Source organism: Gardnerella sp. CCPDSM (genome assembly GCF_056754715.1).
The window spans coordinates 81,949-105,125 of record NZ_JBQEQO010000001.1 but is presented as its reverse complement, the minus strand read 5'-3'; the positions used below and the strand labels follow the sequence as shown (position 1 = coordinate 105,125).

The window sequence follows — 23,177 nt, the reverse complement described above, 5'->3', positions numbered from 1 at the left end:
TGATTAATCTGTGTTGCATACGCAATACAGAGATATTGTTGGCATTGAGCTGATTGGTAAATGGACATTATGGAATGGAATGACGCTCCTCAACTGGATCCGCGCGCTATGCAGGCAACTTCAGTATCTGCGCAGGATGAGAGTGCGTCGTATCAAGAACCTCAGGCGCTTAAAATTACTGCGGCTAGCTCGAATCCAAGAATGTTCACGCTTCCGTGGGAGCTACCACTTTCTCAATGGCCAGCTGATTTGTTCGTAAATTTGCCGCGTGGTATTTCTCGACATATTGTTCGATTTGTTCACGTTGGCGACGAAGTTTATGCAATGAAGGAAATTACTCGTCAAGTTGCAGAACGAGAATACGAACTTTTACGACGACTTCGCAAACTTGAGCTTCCAACAGTTACGCCTATAGCGGTTGTGGCAGGTAGGCGTGACGCTAATGGTGAAAAGCTTGAAGCAATACTTGTAACTAAGCATTTAAAGTTTTCTCTTCCGTATCGTGCTTTATTTGCGCGAACGTTACGTCCGGATACCGCTGAGCGTCTTATAGACGCATTGGCTGTGTTGATGGTGCGTTTGCACCTTTCCGGTTTTTATTGGGGCGATGTTTCGCTTTCTAACGTACTGTTTTTAAGAGATGCAGATGCGTTTTCCGCATTCCTTGTTGACGCAGAAACTGGTGATTTGCACGGAAGTTTGACAGAAGGCCAGCGCGAATACGATATTGATTTAGCTAGAACCAATATTATTGGCGAACTTATGGATTTGAGTTCAGGCCAGCTTCTGCCTACAGAAGTAGATGAAATTACAATAGGAAATCGTCTGGTTGATCGTTATCACTCGTTATGGAGCACTCTTACTGACGTAGATAAGTTTAGTCCGGATGAAATGTGGCGTATTGAGCGTCGTGTGAATAGGCTTAATGAGCTTGGATTCGACGTTGATGAGTTGGAAATGAAGACTTCGGAAGACGGCCGTCGAGTATTGGTTCGTCCTCGAGTTGTGGATGCAGGTTATGCGTCGCGCAAGCTGCTTCGTTTAACAGGCTTGGATGTGCAAGAAAATCAGGCTCGCAGGTTGCTTAACGATTTGGACGCGTATCGTACTTCTACATGGCGTCAAGGCGAAGAGCTGGAGATTGTTGCAACCGATTGGATGCGAGAAGTATTCGAGCCTACAGTTCGTATGATTCCTACTGAATTCCGTTCACAAATCGAGCCGGCTCAGTTCTTCCACGAAGTTTTGGATCATCGTTGGTTTATGGCAGAAAAAGTTGGCCACGACGTTGCTATGCAAGATGCTGTAACAAGTTACATTAAGAATGTGCTTCCACAGTACAAGATGGATAAGCGTGTGCTTGCTGCAATAAACGCAGATGCTGATTCTGGCGTAGTGGACGATGAATACACGTATTCTCAACCAACTAATCACGGAACTGATATTGACGAAGACGATCAAGACGCCAGTGTTTGGGCAAGTTGATTTTATCTGTGTGATTCTATAGCGCTTTTTGTAGCTAGTGTTATACAATAAAAAAGCTAATTCTCAATAAGGGCGACGTAAATTGTCGTCTTTGACTTTTAAGCGAATTTTTCGTAAGGGGAGCTTCGGCTCCCCCGTTTTTTTTTATGCAATTGTTTTATATATGATTCGTGTTTAGTAACGCTACAACGCTGCAGTCTAAATTTGGGTATAAAAAAGTGCCCCCTGTGGGACTCGAACCCACAACCCAAGACTTAAAAGGACTCTGCTCTGCCAATTGAGCTAAAGGGGCAACAAACGCTAAGTGTACTACATTCAAGCGACGAAGTGAATACTAGCGCATTTGAGCGTGTTACGCATGAATTATTTTAATAATCCTAAATCTTCTAGCTTTGTTTTAATTTGCGTAGCTGAAGGCTCTACCATAAAAGTATTATCTTCAAAAGTAACTACTGGAATATGCTTTTGACCGCTAATCTCAATTGCTTTATCTGCAGCACCATCTTCTGTTTCAATATCATGCCAAACAAAAGCTACGCCATATTGATTCAAAGCAGCTTTCGCACGTATGCAATCACCGCACCAATTTGCACCGTATACTTCTACAGTTGCATTATCTACCATAACTACTCCTTGTTATGCTATTTAGAATTATAAAATTCACTTTTAAACACAACGCTTATTGTCGTTTATTGTCTTTAATAGTGTAATAGATTCTTTGAAACTGCGGTAGATTTAAACAAAACTGTGGTAAATATGAGAAAAAATAGTGAAATGTATTGCTAGTGTCCCTTGATTTTCATAGGCTTGATGGCATGAATATGGTTATGGATATGGATATGGTTATCTGGTTTGCAGTTGCAGCTGTTATTATTGCTGTTCTATTAGTAACTGCGGCTGTGATTCTGCGCATTCGTGGAAATAGCCACGGGCCGGTAATTCCAAAAAGCGTTGATAATTCTGCAGATATAGAGGCATCTGAGGATGCTGGCGCGGCTGAATCTAAACGTGTGAAGACGAAGTTAGATTCAGACGCTAAGAAAGTAGCGAAAGCTGATTCGTTGCCGGAAAGTAATTCTTCTCGCTTAACAAGGCTTCGTGAGCGCTTATCGCATAGTGCTAACCCATTTGGGCGCGCGCTTTTCAACATAATAAGCAAAGATAATCTTTCAGAAGAAGATTGGGAAAATGTAGAAGATACTTTGCTTTTGGCTGATGTTGGCACTAAAGCTAGTGAAGAATTAGTGGATGCACTGCGTAAGGATGCTCGTATTTCTGGCACTTCAAGTGCTGATGATATTCGTGAAGCTTTGCGAGCAAAACTTTTAGAAGTAGTGGACGAAAATGCTGATCGCCGATTGAATGCTGATAAGCCGGATGCTCATCATCCAGGCGTTATTATGATGGTTGGCGTAAATGGAACCGGCAAAACCACAACTGCCGGAAAATTAGCAAGACTATTTGTAGCTCAACATCGTTCTGTAATGTTTGCTGCTGCAGATACTTTCCGCGCCGCTGCTGCCGATCAGCTTGAAACTTGGGCTTCTGCTGTGAACGTGCCAGTTGTTAGAGCAGATAAAGATGGTGCTGATCCTGCTTCAGTTGCTTTTATTGCAGCGAATAAAGCGAAAGACGAGAATGCGGATGTGTTGATTGTAGACACAGCTGGTCGTTTGCAAAATAAAGCAAATCTTATGGAAGAACTTGGCAAAATTCGTAGAGTTGTAGAAAAAACTATGCCAGTGGATGAAGTGCTGCTGGTATTGGATGCTACTACTGGTCAAAATGGTATGGCTCAAGCAAAAGTATTTGCTGAAGCTATTGGTATTACTGGAATTGCACTTACTAAACTTGATGGCTCAGCTAAAGGCGGTATCGTCGTTGCGGTTCAACGTGAATTAGGTGTTCCAGTAAAACTAGTAGGACTTGGTGAAGGCCCTGACGATTTAGTTCAATTTGATCCTAAGAGTTTCGTTGATGGACTATTAGCGTAAGTTTTACAAAATAAAGCCTGCTCAAGTAAAAATGAGCAGGCTTTGCAATTTCTACAGTAATTATTGCATTTTCTATTTTTTCAAACTTTTCTCTACGTAACTTTTCTCGGTACAATAGAAATAAAGTGATACATCAGTTGCAGTGATGTTTGCATTGCGCTGTTTGAAGTAATTGAGGTGAAAAATGACCACGATGGATCCGCAATGGGCATTGTTGGCAGGCGCATTAGTGTTTATTATTACGCCTGGAATTGCCCTATTTTATGGCGGCCGTGAGCGCGCTACATCAATGGTAAATATGATGATGTTGTCTGCAGGCGCTATTGCTGTTACAACAATCGTATGGACGCTATGGGGCTGGTCAATGGCTTTTGCCGGTAAAGATATGGCTGGCGGAATTGTTGGTGATCCATTAAGTGGTTTGCTGTTTAGGGATTCTATGGTGGCTGATCATGGCGTATTTACGTCTATGGATGCTAATTCTGGTTTAGCTGGTGGTATTCCAGCGGCTTTCCGTTTAGCGTGCGCTGTAGTTGCTGTAGCTTTAATTACAGGCGCTTTGGCAGGGCGTGTGCGTTACGCTATTTGGCTCATATTCGTTGCTTTGTGGGTAACTTTAGTATTTGCTCCACTTGCGCATATGGTGTGCGGAGGAGGGCTTTTATCTCCTACTGGAGCTATTTCTCAAGCATTGGGTATTAATGTTCATGATTTTGCTGGCGGATCCTTATTGCACATGGCTGCAGCTGTTTCCGCATTCGCAATCGTGATGATTATTGGCGGGCACGCTCATTTCCCTCTTAAACGCTTTGTGCTGCATATTAAGAATGTTGCTCGTGTTGGAGCAAACGATAATGTTGAAAGTGCTTCTTCTCGCGAAAATTCTCGCGGTAATAAAAGTCGCCTATCTCGTGCGCTGTGGGCTGATGTTGCTCATGTTAAAAATAATTCTAGTGAAGCGGTTGTTTCTCCAATCGCTACTGTAACTGAAGTTTCAGATGAAACTTCATCAATGAAGTCTGCTGCTGAAAATGGTATTCCTGCTCGTCACCCGCATAATGTTCCATTTGTTATGCTTGGAGTTTTTCTGATTTGGTTCGGTTGGCTAGGTTTGATGATTGGGTCTTCTGCTGGTATTTCTGGTGTGTCAGGATACGCTTGGGTTAGTTCCACGATTACTGCATCCGCTTCAATGCTTGCATGGGGAGTAACTGAACGTTTGCACTCTGGCTGTTTTACGGCTCTTGGTGCTGCGTCCGGCGTTATGGCTGGTTTAGCTGCGAGTGCGGCTGCGGCAGATGTTATTGCGCCGATGTGGGCATTAGTTTTGGGTATTATTTCTGGCGTAATTACATCCCTAGTAACTCATTCTCGTACTTTCATGCGTTATGATGGCGCTTTGCACGTTGTAAGTGTTAATGGCGTTGCTGCTCTTATTGGCGTGCTTGCTGTAGGTTTATTTGCGGAAGGCTCTGGCTTACTTTCGGTTGGAGATTGGCATCAGCTTGTTGCGCAACTTTGCTTAATTGGTATTACGGTGCTTTATGCAGGCGCTGTGACCGCAGTTATAGCTTTTGCGCTTGAAAAGCTTTTTGGATGGCGTATTTCCGAGGCAAAAGAGCGTAAGGGTGTTGATTTAGTAGATCAAGGAGAGCGCGCTTACGATTTCTCTGCTATTGCTCAAAGTCATGGTGGCGCTGTAGTTGCTGTTGCTGATGATGACGCTAATAAAACGCAGATGGCAGTTCTTACTTCCGTTGATATTGCAGTTGATGATGATAATGAGGCGGAAGCTGAGAGCGTTGAAGCTGAACGTGCGGAAGCTGAGAGTGTTGAAGCTGATTCGGAAGTTGATTCTGAAGATAATTTAGAAGAAAATTCTGGAGATAATTCGGAAGAAGAAGAACCGGAAGAAGACAATTCGGAAGATAATTCTGAAGAAGAGTCTGAGGAGGAGTCGGAAGAAGAAAATTCTGAAGATAATTCTGGAGATAATTCGGAAGAAGAATCGGAAGCTAACTCGGAAGATAATTCTGAAAATAATTCGGAAGAAGAAACTGCTTCTACAAAAGACGAGGAAGAATCTGAATCTCCAGATAATTCTGAAAATAAAAAATAATTAAATTTAATAGCGAATATTTTATTTAAATAAATTAAATATTTGCAAAATATAAACCGCATGCTTTACGCAAAGTGTGCGGTTTTTCATTATTATGCACTTTATATAACACGCACGGATTAAGTGATGTGCATAAAAAGAAGAGTTATCCACATTTTAGGCGTGTCTAAGTGGATATCCCACAAAATTATCCACACAGTGGGGATAACATTGTGGATAATGTGCGGATAACTTTTCAAAATCATATTTTTATTTGCACTTTATAGTTATTTGTGTTAGCGCTAATGCTGTTCTGCCTTAATACGTGCGCGCGTTTATACTCGTTTTTATGGCAGATAATGATATGTGGCAGTCTACTAAAGGCAATGTTAGCCGCGTGGGAAGCGGTCGTGACGGCAATAGCGGCACCTCAATATATGGTTCTGGGGCGTCTCGCAATGCGGACGGCACAAGCGGCGCTACATTGTTTGATCGCATTCCTCCGCACGATGTTGACGCAGAGATGGCAGTACTTGGCGGAATGCTTATGAGCAAGGATGCTATTGGTGAAGTATCGCAAGTGCTAGAAACAGAAGACTTTTATTTGCCACAACATCAAACAATTTATGATGCTATTCTTACGCTTTTTGCAGGATCCCAGCCTGTTGACGTTGTGCTTGTAGCAAACGAATTGATGAAAGCTGGAAATCTCGATAAAGTTGGAGGCGCAGACTATTTGCACAGCCTTGTAGCATCCGTGCCAACTGCTGCAAACGCAATGTATTACGCGGATATTGTGCATCAAAATGCCGTATTGCGAAATGTTATTACTGCTGGCACAAAAATAGCGCAAATGGGATATTCTGCCTCCGGTGCGCAAGCAGAAGATATTGTAAATCTTGCACAATCAGAAGTGTACGAGATGAGTGCTGGCAAAGTGCGCCAAGATTACGTTGCTATTGGCCCGGTTTTGCAAAATGCGCTTGATCAGCTCGATAAAATGCAAAATCATGAGCTTGAGCAGGGAGTGCCAACAGGATTTCGCGATATTGACGAAGTTACGCAAGGTTTGCAACCTGGTCAAATGATTGTTGTTGCAGGCCGTCCTGCAATGGGAAAGTCTACGCTTGGTATTGATTTCGCTCGTTCGGCTGCATTGCATCACAATATGACGACTATCGTATTCTCTTTGGAAATGAGCAAAGTGGAATTAGCTCAGCGCATTATTGCTGCAGAAACAAATATTCCACTTGCTGCTATGAGAAGAGCGGAAGATATTACTCCAGATCGTTGGAATACGCTAAATAATTTCTGGACAAAAATGCAGAACGCTCCGCTTTTTATTGACGACAGTCCAAATATGAGCTTGATGGAAATTCGCGCAAAATGTCGTCGTTTGAAGCAAACGAATGATTTGAAATTGGTAGTTATCGATTACCTTCAGCTTATGAGTTCCGGCAAGCGCGTTGAAAGCCGTCAGCAAGAAGTTTCGGAATTCTCGCGTGCGCTTAAGTTGCTTGCAAAAGAGCTTGAAGTGCCGGTTGTGGCTTTAAGCCAGCTTAACCGCGGACCGGAAATGCGAAACGACAAAAAGCCTCAGCTTTCGGATTTGCGTGAATCTGGTTCTATTGAGCAGGATGCTGACGTGGTGTTCCTTGTGCATCGTCCTGATTTTTACAATAAGGAAGATCGCCCAGGCGAAGCCGATATTATTATGGCAAAGCACCGCAACGGCCCTACGGATACCTTTAATCTTGCATTCTTGGGTGCAACTTCCAAGTTTATGGATATGCCGCAAGACTACCAGCAGGCAGGAGTGTGATTTAGCATGTCAAGCGGCGACTACGAATCGCATAATAATTCGCGCAATTCGCATAATAATTTTCATAAAAACTTGCATAAGCATTTCTACAGTTTTGCGATGCCTGCTGTAGGAAAGCTTGTTTGCGCTCTTTCTAGGGTGCTACATCATGGTGGAAGCGCATTGCCGGGTAAAGTTATTGAAAGCCTCGATTCCGGCTTTCTAGCGCGTACTCTTGCATCATTGCCATACGGAATAGTTCTTATTTCCGGAACTAATGGCAAAACTACCACAACGCGTATGGTAACTTCTATGCTACGAGACGCGGGATTTAAAGTATTTACTAATCCAACAGGCTCAAACTTTACTAGAGGAGTAGTTGCAGCTCTTGCGAAAACTATGCCGGCTTTTGGCACAAAGTTAGACGCGGATATTGCAGTTTTAGAGCTTGACGAAGCGTATGCAGTGCATTTTGTAAATCAAATCAAGCCGCGCTACTCTTTATTGCTAAATGTTATGCGAGACCAGCTCGACCGGTTCGGCGAAATTGACACAACTGCAAAACTATTAAGCAACGTAGCTGCCGCAACCGAAGGAACAGTAGTGCTAAATCGCGAAGATCCACGTATTCGTGCGCTCGCAAATGTTGTTCCTGCTGGCTCTAGCGTGCGGTATTTCGGCTTGGATACTGCCGTAAAAAGCATGTTCCCAACGGATGATGATTTGCATAATAGTGCTGAAAAAAGCAAAAATTGCGAAGATGCTGCAGAAAGCAAAGCTAATAATCTTTCTAAAGCAGACGTTGTTCTTTCAAAAGTCGAAGATCATGAAGCTGAGTTTATACTTGACGGCAAGCGTAAAACCACATCTGTAAAACTTGACGGCGCTTACAATATTTTCAACGCTGCTGCTGCAGCAACAGTAGTTCGCGCTATATTAGCGGACGCTGCAAAACAAAATTCTACGCTGAAAAAATTCGATGACGATGCGCTTATGGAAGCGATTTCTCACGTAACTCCTGCTTTTGGTAGAGGCGAAGTAATTGAAGTTAATGGCGCTCCTGTTGAGCTTGTTTTAGTGAAGAATCCTATTGGTTTTAGGCTTGCTATTGCTTCGGATCATCCGCAAAATCACGATACAATGATTGCAATTTGCGACGAATATGCGGACGGTAGAGACATGAGCTGGCTGTGGGACGTTGATTTTGCAAGCTTTAGTGGTACTGGAGTTGCGTGCGTTTCTGGCACTCGCGCGTGGGATATGGCTTTGCGGCTGCAATACGATAAGGTTGCAGCTAGAAACGTGAACACAGATTTGGAAGAAGACGTTAAAGCTTTTGTGAATGGCGATTTTAGTGGCAACGCTAAAAACGCTAAACGCATATATTGCACATATACTGCCATGCTTCGCGTGCGCGCGGCTTTAGCGCAACTTGCGGAAGTTAAAGACGTTGGAGTTGGAAAGTAATAGTCATGAATGGTTCCAGTGATATTAGTAAAGAAAATACTACTTTTGAAGCCGAAAATCGCGTGCTAGATATTGTGTCGCTGTATCCAAAAGACATGAATATTTACGGCGATTACGGCAATGTGCTTACGATTATGCGCCGTGCGGAATTATACGGCTACGAGCCTGTGCTACACGAGTACAACGTTGGTGACGATTGGCCAAAGCGCGTGGATATGATTCTTGGCGGCGGCGGCCAAGATCATGGTCAAAGCAGAGTTACGGAAGATTTATTTGCTCGCGCGGACGCGATTCGGGTGCTTGCAAAAAATGGCGTTCCAATGCTTATGATTTGTGGACTTTACCAGCTTTTTGGAGAGTATTTTGAAACCGTTGAGGGGCAAAAACTTCAAGGAATTGGCATACTCGGTGAGCATACGGTTGGTCAAGATGTGCGCATGATTGGAAATCTTGTGGAGCATAGCGCCGATTTTGGCGACATTGTTGGCTACGAGAATCATTCTGGGCGCACAAGTTTGGAAGATGGCACGCAGCCGCTTGGCTCAGTTGATAGTGAAAATTGCGGAAATAATGGCGAAGATCACACTGAAGGCGCTCGCAAATACAATGTTATTGGAACGTATATGCACGGCTCCGTTTTGCCAAAAAATCCGCGTTTAGCTGACTTTTTAATTTGCACTGCTGCGCAAAATCGTTACGGCGAATTTTCGCCCAAGCAAACTGATGCTCAACGCGCAGAGCTTGCGAAACTAGACGAATTGGCAGAACGCGCTCGCGAAGTCGCCATAACTCGTCCGCGGTAAATGAACATAGGCGTATGCGTGATTTAATAGCAGTTTGATTAATTATTTTATTTTATGCGCATAGTGTGTATAATCTTTTTATGAGATACAAAGAGATTGAAAAACGTCTTAAGAAAGACGGATGGATACTTTTTGCACAGCGTGGAAGTCATTGCCAATTCGTACATAAAACCAAAACGGGTAAAGTCACAGTGCCTAAGCATCCAGGTGATATTAACACGTCGGTTGTTAAGTCAATCTGGCGCCAGGCAGGAATTAGTGAGACAAAGGTGAAATGATGAAATTAGCGTATCCTGTTATTCTTACTCCATACGAAGATAATAGTGGGGGTTTTGTTGCAGAAGTTCCTGATTTGCCAGGGTGTGTAACTGGCGGTAGTAATCTTGCAGATGCTTTGATTATGGCAGAAGACGCAGCAAGCGGATGGGTTCTTACAGAACTAGAAAGTGGCAAGACTGCACCAAAAGCTAGCGATATTAGTGATATTGTTGTAGAAAATCCTAATTCAAAGTTATCGATGGTTGCGCTTGATATGGATTCTTATGCTGCAAAATACGGTTCTCAGTCAGTTCGTAAAAATGTTACTCTTCCAGCTTGGCTTGACACTTGGGCGCAAAAAGCTGGCATCAGCTACAGTGGGACTTTGCGTGATGCTTTAGAAGCTTTATATGCTAAAGGAGCTGTGAATAAAGCCTAGCTATATTAGTAGCTATATTATCTGATTTATGATGCAATATTGCGGCAATTAATTAATACAAAAGCCTGCTGAAGTTGCAAAGTGTTGCAAATCAGCAGGCTATTTTGTAGTTTTTGATTTTAGATTTTATATTCTAGTTTTCGCTTGATTTGGTAAGTATATTAGTCAATCAAACCGTACAAGCGATCGCCAGCGTCGCCAAGACCTGGAACGATATAAGATTTGTCGTTCAAATGCTCGTCAACAGCGCAAACAACAACCTTAAAATCGATAGAAGGATCAAGCTCCTTCTCCAAGCGCTTCAAGCCTTCTGGGGCTGCCAAAATGTTAATAGCAGTAACATCCTTAGCTCCGCGCTCAGCCAAATAATGCGTAGCGGCAATAAGAGTGCCACCAGTGGCAAGCATTGGGTCAAGAAGGAAGCACTGACGGCCTGTCAAATCTTCTGGCAAACGGTTGGCATAAGTGATGATATCGAGCGTTTGCTCGTCGCGCTTCATGCCAAGGAATCCAACCTCAGCAGTTGGAAGAAGGCGAGTCATGCCGTCGAGCATACCGAGGCCAGCGCGCAAAACCGGCACAACCATTGGGCGTGGGCGGTTCAAATGCTTGCCAGTCATCTTGCAAATAGGAGTTTCAATCTCGCGATCGCTAACTTCCAAATTGCGGGTTGCTTCGTATGCTTCGAGGGTTACCAATTCGGAAACCAACTCGCGGAAAATGTTAGAAGGTGTATTCTTATCACGCAAAACGGTGAGCTTGTGGTCCACCAGCGGATGATGTAAAACATGAAGATCCATACCTTCTAGGGTAATGCAAGCATGGCATGTTAAGCTATCGGCGTGCCGTTATTTTTGCGCAAAATATAAACAAATGTTGAGTAAAAATATATTTTATTTAAACTTAGATAGCAAAAATCTAAAATCTAAAATCTAAAACAGAAACGATACTGACTTGCGAAAGCGCCTGTCGGCGCAAACGCCGCTCGCAGCGGCAAAAAATGGAGCCCGGGGCTTAAGCACAAGCCAGCATCATTTTGAGTATACCTTGTTTTCTGTTTTCACGCGCCGCATAATTTTAATCGCAAATAATTTATTCCAACTTTCCTGCGCGCCACAATTTTGCACCATGCGCAAAAGATAACGAAAGAGCGTGCATATTCGCGGATACGTGCAAAACTTTTGCAATTTTCTGCGTGTGTATTGTATTTGCTTGCTCATCTAACTTTTTTGCGTAAACTCGCATTCCGCGCGCAATAATCGAAGTAAAAGCTGAAGCGCGGTAAAGCGCTACGGCAAAATCGCCTGTAAAAGCGCCAGAAAGAATAGAGTCCGCAAGTCGCGCAATATCTTCACCTGTAGGAGCGTCGTCGATTCCTGTAATAGCCGAAGCGCTCGTTGCTTCAGGCTCGCCAAGACTCCAATACTCGGCGTAAGCTTCGCGCTGCTTTCTTAGCGACATGCGCAATAAATACAGTCGCCACAACATTCCAGGAAGAGACTCAGCTTCCGTGTGACTCCACAAATCTGCAATAACTTCAATGCCTTCATTTTCAACCAAATTCAGCACGCGCTCGACGATTTCCGGCGACTGCGTTTTATGAACGCGGTTAAGCAAAACGGCAGCGGAAGTGTGGCTAATTTCGTTTACAACCTGCGGATCTGTGCCGCCTTCAATCTGCGCGAGCATTGCAGGATCCATTTGTGCAGGTCGGCTTGGGCGGGCAGCTCCAGTGGGGCTTGGCATAAAAGCAGATCTGCTTGAATGAATAGAGCTCGATTGAGAATTTAAACTAGTAGACACTTGGAATAACCTTTTCAATATCAATAATGCGAGCGCCTTTAGGGGTATTAATTATGTGCAAAACTATTGCGCTTCCTGTAGGCATGTATGGAGATTTTTGGCTGAGTATGCGCTTGTGTGCTCTAGGTTTCGTTATTTCGCGCAAATAATTGAAGAAAGTGCCAATAACTGGGCGGTGCAGGCATATGACTGTTGCACTGTTGGCAGCGATTGCGTTGTTGGCTGTGCTTGCGTCGCTAGTTTCGCTTGTATTTTGTGCGTTGCGCTCAAGATTTTGTATTTCGTTTATAAGCACAGATAACGTAGATTTTGGTTGTTTTTCGTGATGATCTTCAGTAAGTTCCGCAACTTGTTCTATTGGAAGTGAAGAATCGTGCGAAAAAGCCGCAACCGTTTCAACGCAACGTTTCCAAGGCGACGATATGATTTTATTCGGCGCGTAGCAGGCAAGCTCGCGACCAAGAGCGTATGATGCAGCTGCTCCAAGAGGTGTGATTGGTCGAGTTGCCTCGCTTCCTTGCCAAGTTTTTCGAGACTCAGCTTTCCCGTGGCGCACCAAAAGCAACGTGCTATATTCTCCTTGATCTGCGTGGAGCTTCTCTAAGAAAGCATCCAGCACTTCGCGGTCGCTATCGTGCGTAAGCTTTTTGCGCGCTTTAGAAGGAGTAAGCCATAAAACATTGCCAATTTCAGTAGGCTTTGCTGGCTTAATTGGCCCGAAAGCAGGAAGACGTTTAGCTGCAGTTGGCTTGTCAATTAAGCGCATCATCCAGTAGTGGATTCGTTTTATTACTTCCGGCTGAGAATTGCGTGATGCGTTGCCGCTTTTAGAAGTTTGCTTTTTGCCTTCGTGCTCAAGTGGATACTCTATTTTGGCAATATGCGGACCTAGTGTGACTGAATATCCTGTTTCTTCTCCAACTTCGCGCACGGCTGTGTGGCGATGTGATTCGTTTGGCTCGTTCTTTCCTTTTGGCCAGCTCCAATCGTCATATTTAGGACGGTAAACAATGCAAAGTTCAAAATCGTCGTCGCTAGGCTTTATTGCGTCGCTAGGCTTAATTGCATTGCTGCCTGTTTTTGCTTCTTCGCCTGCATTTGAGCTGTTTGTAATATTGCGCTTGCGATAGATTATTCCGCCAGCTGCTTCAACGTATTGCGTCGTTACTGCACTCATATTCACTATTTTAGCGGTTTTCTTTCGCAATTTTTAGTTGTGCCCTAATCTTTTACTTTTGTCACAGTCGTAGCAGTAACAAAAGAGCTGTTATTGTTTTATAATCCTTAAATTTGCTAAAACTGGCAAATAATTGCTCAAAAAACTTCCCAAAACTGGCAAATTATGGCGTAAAAAACATCCTAAAACTGGCAAATAATGGTATAATCGTTGTAATAGCAACAATAAAAAGAGTAAGCCATGGAACGACTAGCATTACAAAAATTAATCGCCTGGAATAGCAAGCCGAATCGTAAGCCGCTAATTATATGGGGTGCGCGCCAGGTTGGTAAAACATATCTAGTAAAAGAACTTTTTGCAGAAAAATATTATAAAAATAGTTATATTTACATCGATCTTAAAAAAGAAGATGAGGTTCGTAACTTTTGCGAAAGCACGGCAAACGCAGAAAAAATTATCGAATACTTGTCTTTGCGGTTTTCAAAGCCTATAGATGAAAGCACGTTGCTGATTTTTGACGAGATTCAAGAATGCCCAAATATTATTTCGTCGCTTAAATATTTTTGCCAAGATTTTAGAAAAATTCACGTAATTGCAACGGGCTCAATGGTACGTATTAAATTGCATCGCGAATCTCGTAAGCAGAATGCTGAAAAAACAGCAAAAGACCAATTCCTTTTTCCTGTAGGAAAAATCGACCAGATAACGATCTATCCAATGACTTTTGGCGAATTCCTACTAAATAACAACAGTCTTCTTTACACAAAGGTGCGCGAAGCATATGCTTCTAAGCAAGCGCTGCCTACAGAAATTCACAATCTTGCGTTAAATGAAGTGTATAAATATCTGCTAATTGGAGGCATGCCAGAAGCAGTAGAAGCATATATTGAGCGCAAAGATTTACTAGAAACGCGTGAGATTTTGCGTTCGCTGTATGACAATTATCTTGCGGACATGGAGTTGTATCAGGCAAGCAGCGAGTCAATCTTAAGATCTCGACTCCTATTTGAAAATATTTTTAGGGAGCTTAACAAGGAGTCAAAAAACTTTTCAGCCGGTCTTATTAAAAAAGACGGCAGGACTAGAGATTTTGCAACATCCATTCAATGGCTGCTTATGACTCATATTGTTAATCAGTCGTTCCAGCTTAAAGAGCATATAACTATGCCACTTATGCAAGAGAATGAAAGCAATTTCCGACTATTTTTGTGCGATATTGGCATGTTTTCGTATCAAAGCGGAGTGAATGCAGCATCTTTTATTTCAAATGAAAGAGACAATACACTATCTGGTATTTTCTTTGAAAATTACGTTGCGAACGAACTTAGTGCAAATGGTTTAAAACTTTTTTATTGGCGCGGAAAATTAGATTCAGAATTGGAATTTATAGTTGAATCAAATAACAAACTTTTCCCTATTGATGTTAAAAAAGGCAGAGGAACACTTAATTCTCTAAATAAGTTTGCAACGCATAACAAGTTTGAGTTTGCAATAAAAGTTTCTAAAAATAATTATGGTTATGACGCAAATCAGAAAATTGCGACCATGCCATTTTATTTCATGCCGTTTGTGTCCTGCGATTTGGCCGCTGGAACGCTTGAGATTTAGTGTAAGTGAGTGGCGCGGGCGAATCGCTCGCGCTGAGTTTAGTATTGACTTAGAGAAAATCAGTTGCTGATTTTCGTATATTTACGCTGCTTACTTGTTACTTTTCCTAGTGCTTTTACTTTATTTTCTGCAATTAACTTACGTAAATGTCGTCTGATTGTTTCTGGAGACTTTTTAGTTAGTTCAGCTAATTCTAGAGTTGTTATTGTAGAGTCAACAGGTATAAGCGTTAGTAAAATATTGTCATTTAGTGGATTGTTTTTGCTCTCCGCTTGCGTGTGTTCAACGTGAATGTAATTTCCTACTGTTTGTTCAGTGTCGTTACGTTCCTCAACATGGTTTTTATTAGAATCCATTATTTGAGAGCAGTTTGTGTGATTTACGTAATTTACGTAATTTAAGTCGCTAGGAAGTTTTGCTTTCGCGCGTTGCAAAATCACGCTAAAAGATCCAAGTTTAGGTATGAATTGTGGTTTTGGCAGCGACCATGCTTGCATTTCGTTAATCATAAACGCAATTCCGCTACCTTGGCCTTCAACTGGCCCTGCTCCAATTCTATTTGCTTCGATTGGTGTGTATTGTGCCAATTGCATAAGTGTGGCATTTCGGCACTTCGATTCGCCGTCGTCAATGTTATCAAGCGTTTTTCCTCCCCATAATCCTCCAGGATTTGTTATAACAACCCTGTCTGGGAAAATGTCAACGCTTACAGGCTGACCTTGAAAATATTCGTGATATTCTCTGTGAATTACTGCATTAGCTATGGCTTCGCGTAGAACTTCGCGCGGAATCTCCGATTCTTCTATGCGTTCGACGCCGCTAATAAATGTGCTAACTCGAAGATTTTTAATAACCGCGTTTACTGCATCCTCAATCATTTCGGATATTGCGCCGCTACATTCTTCGCGGTCTATAAAGCGTTGCACTCCAGTCGAAGATTTTTCTGTTCCAGCGTGAGCTGTTACGTCAATAAACAATCGCGGGAAAAATTGCTGTGGATAATTTCCAAGAGTTAAAAGTCCCGCCATTCGCACGCGCCCTTGCTTATCTGTAATATTAAGACGCGTAAGTTTTTCATCTTCTGTTGTAGTACCTCGTAAAGCCTTGGAATTTGCTCGTCTTACTATAAGATTTTCGACTAAGTCCTTGTTTAAATCAGATTTTGTAGCTTCTTTAACAATCGACAAATCTATATCGCTTGGACGTAATGCGTTTTCTATTTCGTAAACTTCATCATTCGACATGCGAATGTCTTTATCGTCAACGCGCTTGTAACTTCCGCCTTTATCTCCTTTAGCTGTAATATAGCAAGGCTTTTTATCGGCAGTGTTTTCGTAGATTTTTATGGCTAGAATTTGAGAATTATCGTCTACGATTACTCTTTCTAAGTTATATCTTGGAGGATAGGTTAGCCGCGCTCCGTTTACGCCGCCGTCGCCTATTCCTTCAATAAATTGATCGCGAACTTTGTTGATATCAAAGTTTTTTGTTGGAGAAAAATTATTGCTTTCATCTAATCCGAGTAATAGTGTGCCACCATTCGTATTCGCAAAAGCGCTTACTGTTTCCCACACACTTACGCTGAGTTTTACGTCACAGCTTTTTGCTTCATAATTGGAGTCATCTGTTTTTTGGAGGCGCAATCGTTTGATGGCGTCTTTAATTTGTTCGTTTACGATTGCCATTGCTTGCTCCTTGATTAACTGTGTTTATGTGTGGCTAGTAGTGATTTGTTAATGCTTAAATTTGTTTTTGTAGTTAGGTGAGGAAGTTGCTTTAATGATTGTTTTTCTAATATTTTGTAGTTGGTTTGTTTCCTCTGTCATAACATCACTGTCATTATATCATGGCCATGACTGTGATAAAAGTGTTGTGACTGTCATTTTTCTCGTTTGTGACAGTGATTTTCGTATATATGACTGTCATTTTTTCGATTTTGAACGTGATTGGCTATATTTTGACAGTTATCTTACATATTTTGACCGAGATGCGTCTACTTATGACAGTCATTTTGACTTCCGTGACTGTGATATCTCAAGTTATGACTGTGATGCAGATGCGCTGCGTAAATCAGATTGTTAGATAACCCAAACTTTCTAAAACTGGCAAATTATGGCGTAAAAAACATCCTAAAACTGGCAAATGGTTTAAATATGTTTTATTGAAGCAGAAAAATCAGATTCGGAATTGGACTTTACAGTTTAGTAAAATTTGATCTTTTTGTGTATTGAATTTATACTAAGTTATGTAGTTATTGAAATTTGTTAGTGTTGTGAGGGTTTGTATGTCCAAGACAATAAAAGTTGCTGAACTTTTTGCGGGAGTAGGTGGGTTTCGTCTTGGGCTTGAAGGGTATACGCCTTCTGAGGAAAACAATTTTACTGCAGAACCAGCAGGACCTTTCAAAACAGTTTGGGCGAATCAGTGGGAGCCTGCCGGGCAAGAATCCAAGCAATTTGCGTGGAGGTGCTATGAGAAGCGTTTTGGCAAAGGTAGCTGTGTTAATGAAGATATAGCAGAAGTGCTCAAAAAATTCGAACATGGGGAATGTGATATTCCAAATTTTGACATGCTTGTTGGTGGTTTTCCTTGTCAAGATTATTCTGTGGCAAAACCTTTAGCATTATCTTCCGGAATTGACGGCAAAAAAGGAGTTCTGTGGTGGAGCATTAACAAAATGTTGGAATTACGTCATCCTAAATATGTTCTGCTTGAAAATGTTGATCGTCTATTAAAATCACCTGCTGCACAGCGTGGTAGGGATTTTGCCATTATTCTCTCTTGCCTTTTTCGATTAGGATACAGTGTAGAGTGGCGAGTTATTAATGCTGCTGACTATGGAATGCCTCAAAGACGTAGACGCGTGTATATTTTTGCAGAGCATGATTCTAAAAAATGGCCTAACAAGCTTTCTCGGCTTTTACAAAATGGTGTTATTGCACGAGCTTTTCCAGTATCTGTTGCAGAAAAAAATGCTGCGCAATATGAATTTTCTATTAGTGACAATCCGTATGTTATATCTCAAGATTTTGGCAAACAAGCTAAGGTGAGCCTATTTCAGAATGCTGGTGTTATGCAAGATGGAATAGTTTATACAGTTAAAACGGATGCTGTGTTTTCTGGCAATGCAATGACACTAGGTAGCGTTCTAGTTGATGCCAATCAAGTGCCTAAAGAATATTGGATTGAAGAAGATAAGCTTGCTTCTTGGCAGTATCTTAAAGGCGGTAAAAGGGAGTTGCGAACAGCTTCAAATGGATTTGAGTACATGTATTCCGAAGGTCCTGTTGCTTTTCCAGATAAAATTGATGCACCAAGCAGAACTATTCTTACAGGTGAAGGTGGGAAAAGCGCTAGTAGAACCAAACATGTTGTTATGCAAAATGGCAGATTGAGAAGACTTGTTCCAGATGAGCTAGACCAGTTGCAAATGTTTCCTAAAGGTTGGACGAATGATGGAATGAGTGATGGTCATAGAGCGTTTTGCATGGGAAACGCATTGGTCACTGGTATTCCGCATAAAATTGGCGAAGTTCTTGCTAATGACATTTTGGCATAAAATTCATATCTAAATAATTATGATTATTTATAGGTTGCAGAGGAATTAAGTTAATAGGAAAATGTAATAAATAAAGTTGTGCCAGGGAAGATGCAGAATGGTGGGAAGTATGTCTAATCATATAGGCGACAATCGCAAGTTTTCGGACATTGACGAAATAACCGCTCTCCTTACTGGAATCAATGGCAAAACTTTTCGTGAGATTGATAAAACTGGTCGTGGTGAAAAAGCAGGCAACAAGGGTTCTTTAGGCAATATTATTGAAGAATCAGTTTTCGGGTATTCTATAAATTCCGATAAACAACCGGATATTATGGTTGCTGATGAATTTTATGAATTAAAAGTCACGCCGATTCGTTCGAACAAGAAAAAGAAGATAGTTGCTAAAGAACGTTTGGTCTTTGATATTATCAACTATTTGACGCTGTGTAATGAGGTTTTTGATAACTCATCATTTTGGCAAAAAGCGCGTCAGATGATTATTATTTATTATCTTGATAACAGGACTGATAAAGCCAACCAATCCAGACTTGATTGCACTATTTATGGTTCTTTTGTATTGAAATATGAACCTGGTGAGCTAGAAACAATTCGTAAAGATTGGGAATATATAAAAAACAAAGTAGCTTCTGGTTATGCAGATAGGTTAAGTGAGTCTGATACCAATTATCTTGCTGCTTGCACTAAGGGAGAAACGGCTGCAAAGTCGTTGAGAGACGCTCCTGCTCCAAGTGGGTTTGAAAGTAAATATATACGCGCAAAACAACGCGCGTTTTCGTATAAGCCTAGCTACATGACAATTGTTGCACAAAGAGTTTTAGGTGACGGTAGTCTTTTTGAACGGTTGCCAATATCTATTAACGAAAATCTTAATGATTATGTGCAAAAGAAGATTGGGCGATATGTTGGTTATAAAATTTTCGATTTGGCCAACAAATTTAATGTGGAGCTTAAAACGCATTATTCTTTTAATTCGCAGCTTGCACTGAAGATGTTGGGTGTAAAAAAGAACAGAATAGAAGAAATTGAACAGTTTGCTGCAGCGAGTGTGACTCAATTAAAAACTACTGTTTTGTATGATGATGGTAAACCAGAGCAGAATATGTCTTTCCCTGCGTTAAAAGAGGATGATTGGGCCGAATTAGCAGATCCAAATATGCAATGGCATGATTCGCGATTGTATAAGTTTTTTGAGAATAATAAGTTCTATTTTGTTGTTTTTAAGAACGACGGGAAAAATAGAAAATCGACTTGCTATAAAGATGATGTTTTAGTTGGTGGTTTTCTATGGAATATGCCCGAAGAAGATATTGAAAAATATGTTGCGCCTGCATGGAATAAAGTGCATGAGATTATGATATCTGGTAAATCTACTGGCTATGGAACGGATGGAAATCAGCTTCCTAAGATGTCATTTAATCACGTATTTCATATGAGGCCACACGGTAAAAATGGCAATGATGTTATAACACTTCCAAACGGTGAAACTATTACCAAACAATGTTGGTGGCTAGATAGGCTATATATTGCCAAAATAGTTGCTGAGAATATTAGTTAGATATTGCAGGAGCTGTAACTTAAGGTAATCAGGTGATTCAGCTCCAACTTCCAAGCCTTAAGAAGATATAAATGGAACTGTTATGTAGCATGTAACAATATTATAAATGCTCAATTTTTACATAAATTATCCTAAAACTGGCAAATTATGGCGTAAAAAACATCCCAAAACTGGCAAATAATTACTCAAAAAACATCCCAAAACTGGCAAATGGTGCTGTAGAAGATTTTGGTTACTGCTGGAACGCTTGAAATTTAGGCGGTTTAGAAGGAGTAATAAACACAACAAGAGCCAGAAACATGTTACTGAATCTGGCTCTTGCTTATCGTTTGTTAGTTACTTGCGATTAGTTCGCGCCGCGAGGCTTACGCGTGTGGGTATGGATTAGGTAAGCCTGGCTGTCTACGAGCGGACGGCCTTCCTTATCGCGAGAATGCAACGTGTATGTGCCATCGCCATCCATCCACCACGAAACAGTTGAATCAGCCATTTGCAAATCAATATACTGAATCAAAGCTTCAACCTGATCTGGCGCGCTGATGCGAACCAGCGTCTCAACGCGACGGTCAAGATTACGGTGCATTAAATCAGCCGAACCAATCCACACTTCTGGTCCGCTTGCAGGGCCATCACCAATCTGCGGGCCGCAAGAGTTAGCAAAAGCGTAAATGCGGCTGTGCTCAAGGAATCGGCCAAGAATAGAGCGAACGCGAATATTGTCGCTCAACCCCTCAATTCCAGGCTTAAGCGAGCAAATTCCACGCTCAACAATGTCAATCTTTACTCCAGCTTGCGAAGCACGATACAAAGCGTCAATAGTTTGCTCGTCAACCACAGAATTGACCTTAATCTTAATCCAAGCTTCCTTGCCAGCAAGAGCTGCGGCTTCCTCACGCTGAATTCGCGCAATAATACCAGTTCGAACTGTTCGAGGAGCCACAAGCAGGCGGTGGAAACTAGACTTTGGCGCATAACCAGAAAGCTGATTAAACAAGCGAGTCAAATCCTGGCCGACTACAGGATCGCAAGTAAGCAAACCCAAATCCGTGTACAAGCGAGCAGTCTTAGGATTGTAATTACCTGTACCAACGTGGCAGTAGCGGCGCAATCCTTCTGCTTCTTGGCGAACCACTAACGAAAGCTTGCAGTGAGTCTTCAAACCAACAATGCCGTACACAACGTGAACGCCTGCGCGCTCAAGCTTACGAGCCCAAGCGATATTTGCGTCCTCGTCAAATCGCGCCTTAATCTCAACCAGCGCAAGCACCTGCTTACCAGCGTGAGCTGCGTCAACAAGAGCGTCAATAATTGGCGAATTGCTAGACGTACGGTACAAAGTCTGCTTAATTGCAAGCACTTTTGGATCCGCAGCAGCCTGCGCGAGGAATGCTTGCACAGAAGTAGAGAACGAATCGTAAGGATGATGCAACAAAATGTCATGCTCGCGAATAGAAGCGAAAATATCTTGAGCGTGGCTAGTTTCAACTTCCGCAATCTGACGGTTCGTAGTAGGAATAAACGGACGATACTTCAAATCAGGGCGATCAAGCGCCTGCAATTCAAACAATACCGTCATATCAAGCGGCGAAGGCAAGCGATAGACTTCCTCAGGGCTTACACGAAGCTGATTTGCAAGCAACTGAGAAAGGAATGGGCTGGCCTCGTTAGAAATTTCCAAACGAATAGGCGGTCCAAAGCGGCGGCGAAGAAGTTCCTTCTCCATGGCGTTAAGCAAGTTCTCTGCGTCGTCTTCCTCAACGTCAATATCCTCGTTACGTGTAACGCGGAAGGAACGGGCTTCCTTAATAATCATTCCTGGGAAAAGCGATTCCAAGTGTGCTGCAATCAGCTTCTCCATAGTAATGAAGCCGTAACGCTCTTCGCGCCCTTCCTCATCTGTTAAATCGTCGACTGGTACAAGACGGTTCAAATTATCTGGAATTTTTACGCGCGCAAAATGCGACTTTCCAGAATTTGGATTTTCGACGATAACAGCCAAGTTAATAGACTTGCCGGAAATGTATGGGAACGGGTGAGCAGGATCCACCGCAAGAGGCGTAAGAACTGGGAATACTTGCTTTTTGTAGTAATCAGACAAACGCGCTTTTTCTGATTCTGTAAGCTTATCCCAGCTGAGCAAAACAATACGCTGCTTTGCAAGCTCAGGAAGAATATGCTCAATAACATAGTGAGCATGCTCATCTTGGCGGCGGTGAGTGACTTCACTAATAGCGCGCAATTGCTGGCGAGGACTTAAGCCTGATGCTGCAGTTACTGCTATTCCAGAATCAATGCGGCGCTTTAAGCCTGCGACTCGAACCATAAAGAATTCGTCGAGATTTGACGCAAAAATAGCAGCAAAATTAGCGCGTTCAAGTAGCGGCAAATCAGTATTCTGAGCCAACTCAAGCACTCGTCGATTGAACTTCAACCAACTTAATTCGCGATCGAAGAAACGATCCTTTGGCAACGGTAGCTCACCCTCACGAGCTTCACGTTTTTCTGCCTTTTCATCTTCGGCGATGTGTTCTGCAATTTGACCTCGCAAAATCGCCTTTGAGGGAGCGTCAAAAATTTGTACCATACTCCGTAATTGTATGCGTTGTAAGGGAAGTGCGCGAATGAGTGTCGGGTGGTGCGACACGCCGACAGTTTTGTAATTCGAACGTAAACGCACATGATAACCTTTGCATGTTCACAAAAGTGTGCAATAGTTACGGTTTTTTTAGTGCGATTGAACAGTAGTGACAATATGCGAACAAAGCTTATTTTGAGCTTTACTATTAAGCAAAAAGCGGCGATAATAAAAATACAAAAACAAAAAAGAGATAGCGGTAACCCACAAAAGTGTATGGATATGGAATCCGTGGACGTTGAACGGGATTTTAAGACTTGTAACCGTTACGACGAGGATGTTGTGCAGATGAAACCGCTGAGTTTGTTTTTGGGAACAAGAGGCTCGCCGAAATGGCGGGCCTCTTTTGTTGTGGGAGCGATTCTACTGCTTGTGCAGACTGTCGCGCTCATAAGGGAAACTATCAAAGAATAAAGGTTGGAATTCATTTTCTTAGCTTCTTTGAAAATGAGAATATATTATGTTCCATGCTGTGCTAATCGCAATTGCGAG

Annotated in this window: 18 protein-coding genes, 1 tRNA gene and 1 pseudogene; 13 read left to right on the top strand and 7 right to left on the bottom strand. The window is 42.2% G+C overall.

Annotated elements, in window-relative coordinates; all coding sequences use genetic code 11:
* The first annotated feature begins 69 nt into the window (after nucleotides 1-69).
* Entirely contained in the window at nucleotides 70-1,485 is a 1,416-nt protein-coding gene (locus tag ACTJLE_RS00480; RefSeq protein ID WP_481267097.1) for a DUF4032 domain-containing protein, read from the top strand.
* 219 nt (nucleotides 1,486-1,704) lie between these two features.
* Here ACTJLE_RS00480 and ACTJLE_RS00475 read toward each other — a convergent pair.
* A tRNA-Lys gene (locus tag ACTJLE_RS00475) sits at nucleotides 1,705-1,777 on the bottom strand.
* A 71-nt stretch (nucleotides 1,778-1,848) separates the two neighbouring features.
* A complete protein-coding gene (locus tag ACTJLE_RS00470) occupies nucleotides 1,849-2,109 on the bottom strand; it encodes a glutaredoxin domain-containing protein (protein ID WP_481266964.1) in 261 nt (86 codons plus the stop codon).
* 191 nt (nucleotides 2,110-2,300) lie between these two features.
* Here ACTJLE_RS00470 and ftsY point away from each other — a divergent pair, with 191 nt between their 5' ends.
* The 7 genes and pseudogenes from ftsY (at nucleotide 2,301) to ACTJLE_RS00435 (ending at nucleotide 10,345) form a co-directional block, all read left to right on the top strand.
* Entirely contained in the window at nucleotides 2,301-3,479 is a 1,179-nt protein-coding gene (ftsY, locus tag ACTJLE_RS00465) for a signal recognition particle-docking protein FtsY (protein ID WP_481267096.1), read from the top strand.
* Between the two features lie 184 nt (nucleotides 3,480-3,663).
* A pseudogene (locus tag ACTJLE_RS00460) lies at nucleotides 3,664-5,499 on the top strand (ammonium transporter); the annotation flags it as partial.
* Between the two features lie 427 nt (nucleotides 5,500-5,926).
* The gene (gene dnaB, locus ACTJLE_RS00455; RefSeq protein ID WP_481266963.1) at nucleotides 5,927-7,399 is read left to right on the top strand and encodes a replicative DNA helicase; all 1,473 of its coding nucleotides are present in this window, start codon (nucleotides 5,927-5,929) and stop codon (nucleotides 7,397-7,399) included.
* 6 nt (nucleotides 7,400-7,405) lie between these two features.
* Nucleotides 7,406-8,845 carry a DUF1727 domain-containing protein gene (locus ACTJLE_RS00450; RefSeq protein ID WP_481266962.1) on the top strand — a complete coding sequence of 480 codons (1,440 nt, stop codon included), beginning with the start codon at nucleotides 7,406-7,408 and terminating at the stop codon, nucleotides 8,843-8,845.
* A 5-nt stretch (nucleotides 8,846-8,850) separates the two neighbouring features.
* Nucleotides 8,851-9,648: a type 1 glutamine amidotransferase gene (locus ACTJLE_RS00445; RefSeq protein ID WP_481266961.1), complete on the top strand. Its 798-nt coding sequence runs from the start codon at nucleotides 8,851-8,853 to the stop codon at nucleotides 9,646-9,648.
* Nucleotides 9,649-9,728: 80 nt separating this feature from the next.
* Nucleotides 9,729-9,926 carry a type II toxin-antitoxin system HicA family toxin gene (locus tag ACTJLE_RS00440; RefSeq protein ID WP_481266960.1) on the top strand — a complete coding sequence of 66 codons (198 nt, stop codon included), beginning with the start codon at nucleotides 9,729-9,731 and terminating at the stop codon, nucleotides 9,924-9,926.
* Nucleotides 9,926-10,345, top strand: a complete 420-nt coding sequence (locus ACTJLE_RS00435) for a type II toxin-antitoxin system HicB family antitoxin (protein ID WP_481267095.1) — start codon at nucleotides 9,926-9,928, stop codon at nucleotides 10,343-10,345. Before ACTJLE_RS00440 ends, ACTJLE_RS00435 begins: the two co-directional genes overlap by 1 nt.
* A 161-nt stretch (nucleotides 10,346-10,506) precedes the next feature.
* Here the strand turns inward: ACTJLE_RS00435 and upp are convergent, their stop codons facing one another.
* The 3 genes from upp to ACTJLE_RS00420 all read right to left on the bottom strand — a co-directional run bounded on the left by upp (nucleotide 10,507) and on the right by ACTJLE_RS00420 (nucleotide 13,325).
* A complete protein-coding gene (gene upp, locus ACTJLE_RS00430; RefSeq protein WP_004133956.1) occupies nucleotides 10,507-11,145 on the bottom strand; it encodes a uracil phosphoribosyltransferase in 639 nt (212 codons plus the stop codon).
* Between the two features lie 292 nt (nucleotides 11,146-11,437).
* A complete protein-coding gene (locus ACTJLE_RS00425) occupies nucleotides 11,438-12,091 on the bottom strand; it encodes a thymidine phosphorylase (protein ID WP_481266959.1) in 654 nt (217 codons plus the stop codon).
* 46 nt (nucleotides 12,092-12,137) lie between these two features.
* Nucleotides 12,138-13,325, bottom strand: a complete 1,188-nt coding sequence (locus tag ACTJLE_RS00420; RefSeq protein WP_481266958.1) for an NUDIX hydrolase — start codon at nucleotides 13,323-13,325, stop codon at nucleotides 12,138-12,140.
* Between the two features lie 240 nt (nucleotides 13,326-13,565).
* Here ACTJLE_RS00420 and ACTJLE_RS00415 point away from each other — a divergent pair, with 240 nt between their 5' ends.
* Nucleotides 13,566-14,933, top strand: a complete 1,368-nt coding sequence (locus tag ACTJLE_RS00415) for an ATP-binding protein (RefSeq protein ID WP_481266957.1) — start codon at nucleotides 13,566-13,568, stop codon at nucleotides 14,931-14,933.
* 59 nt (nucleotides 14,934-14,992) lie between these two features.
* Here the strand turns inward: ACTJLE_RS00415 and ACTJLE_RS00410 are convergent, their stop codons facing one another.
* Nucleotides 14,993-16,618 (bottom strand): ATP-binding protein, encoded by a 1,626-nt coding sequence (locus ACTJLE_RS00410; protein WP_481266956.1) that lies wholly within the window; start codon nucleotides 16,616-16,618, stop codon nucleotides 14,993-14,995.
* Nucleotides 16,619-16,848: 230 nt separating this feature from the next.
* On the opposite strand from ACTJLE_RS00410, the gene ACTJLE_RS00405 reads away from it, so the two are divergent.
* From ACTJLE_RS00405 to ACTJLE_RS00395, 3 genes are all read left to right on the top strand, one after another.
* A complete protein-coding gene (locus tag ACTJLE_RS00405) occupies nucleotides 16,849-17,019 on the top strand; it encodes a hypothetical protein (RefSeq protein WP_481266955.1) in 171 nt (56 codons plus the stop codon).
* A 198-nt stretch (nucleotides 17,020-17,217) separates the two neighbouring features.
* Nucleotides 17,218-18,492: a DNA (cytosine-5-)-methyltransferase gene (gene dcm, locus ACTJLE_RS00400; protein WP_012913719.1), complete on the top strand. Its 1,275-nt coding sequence runs from the start codon at nucleotides 17,218-17,220 to the stop codon at nucleotides 18,490-18,492.
* 109 nt (nucleotides 18,493-18,601) lie between these two features.
* The gene (locus tag ACTJLE_RS00395) at nucleotides 18,602-20,050 is read left to right on the top strand and encodes a Sau3AI family type II restriction endonuclease (protein WP_481266954.1); all 1,449 of its coding nucleotides are present in this window, start codon (nucleotides 18,602-18,604) and stop codon (nucleotides 20,048-20,050) included.
* Between the two features lie 346 nt (nucleotides 20,051-20,396).
* On the opposite strand, the gene ACTJLE_RS00390 is transcribed toward ACTJLE_RS00395, so the two are convergent.
* Nucleotides 20,397-22,634, bottom strand: coding sequence for an RNA degradosome polyphosphate kinase (locus tag ACTJLE_RS00390; RefSeq protein WP_004119572.1), 2,238 nt, complete (start codon nucleotides 22,632-22,634; stop codon nucleotides 20,397-20,399).
* A gap of 168 nt (nucleotides 22,635-22,802) precedes the next feature.
* On the opposite strand from ACTJLE_RS00390, the gene ACTJLE_RS00385 reads away from it, so the two are divergent.
* Nucleotides 22,803-23,099 carry a hypothetical protein gene (locus ACTJLE_RS00385; RefSeq protein WP_481266953.1) on the top strand — a complete coding sequence of 99 codons (297 nt, stop codon included), beginning with the start codon at nucleotides 22,803-22,805 and terminating at the stop codon, nucleotides 23,097-23,099.
* Nucleotides 23,100-23,177: the final 78 nt, after the last annotated feature.

Coding starts and splice junctions, on each gene's coding strand:
- ACTJLE_RS00440 (WP_481266960.1), top strand. CDS start 9,729: ATGAGATACAAAGAGATTGAAAAACGTCTTAAGAAAGACGGATGGATA.
- ACTJLE_RS00395 (WP_481266954.1), top strand. CDS start 18,602: ATGTCTAATCATATAGGCGACAATCGCAAGTTTTCGGACATTGACGAA.
- dcm (WP_012913719.1), top strand. CDS start 17,218: ATGTCCAAGACAATAAAAGTTGCTGAACTTTTTGCGGGAGTAGGTGGG.
- dnaB (WP_481266963.1), top strand. CDS start 5,927: ATGGCAGATAATGATATGTGGCAGTCTACTAAAGGCAATGTTAGCCGC.
- ACTJLE_RS00390 (WP_004119572.1), bottom strand. CDS start 22,634: ATGGTACAAATTTTTGACGCTCCCTCAAAGGCGATTTTGCGAGGTCAA.
- ACTJLE_RS00445 (WP_481266961.1), top strand. CDS start 8,851: ATGAATGGTTCCAGTGATATTAGTAAAGAAAATACTACTTTTGAAGCC.
- ACTJLE_RS00450 (WP_481266962.1), top strand. CDS start 7,406: ATGTCAAGCGGCGACTACGAATCGCATAATAATTCGCGCAATTCGCAT.
- ACTJLE_RS00435 (WP_481267095.1), top strand. CDS start 9,926: ATGAAATTAGCGTATCCTGTTATTCTTACTCCATACGAAGATAATAGT.
- ACTJLE_RS00480 (WP_481267097.1), top strand. CDS start 70: ATGGAATGGAATGACGCTCCTCAACTGGATCCGCGCGCTATGCAGGCA.
- ACTJLE_RS00415 (WP_481266957.1), top strand. CDS start 13,566: ATGGAACGACTAGCATTACAAAAATTAATCGCCTGGAATAGCAAGCCG.
- ACTJLE_RS00425 (WP_481266959.1), bottom strand. CDS start 12,091: ATGCCAAGCCCCACTGGAGCTGCCCGCCCAAGCCGACCTGCACAAATG.
- ACTJLE_RS00385 (WP_481266953.1), top strand. CDS start 22,803: ATGCGAACAAAGCTTATTTTGAGCTTTACTATTAAGCAAAAAGCGGCG.
- ftsY (WP_481267096.1), top strand. CDS start 2,301: ATGAATATGGTTATGGATATGGATATGGTTATCTGGTTTGCAGTTGCA.
- ACTJLE_RS00420 (WP_481266958.1), bottom strand. CDS start 13,325: ATGAGTGCAGTAACGACGCAATACGTTGAAGCAGCTGGCGGAATAATC.
- upp (WP_004133956.1), bottom strand. CDS start 11,145: ATGGATCTTCATGTTTTACATCATCCGCTGGTGGACCACAAGCTCACC.
- ACTJLE_RS00410 (WP_481266956.1), bottom strand. CDS start 16,618: ATGGCAATCGTAAACGAACAAATTAAAGACGCCATCAAACGATTGCGC.
- ACTJLE_RS00470 (WP_481266964.1), bottom strand. CDS start 2,109: ATGGTAGATAATGCAACTGTAGAAGTATACGGTGCAAATTGGTGCGGT.
- ACTJLE_RS00405 (WP_481266955.1), top strand. CDS start 16,849: ATGACTGTCATTTTTTCGATTTTGAACGTGATTGGCTATATTTTGACA.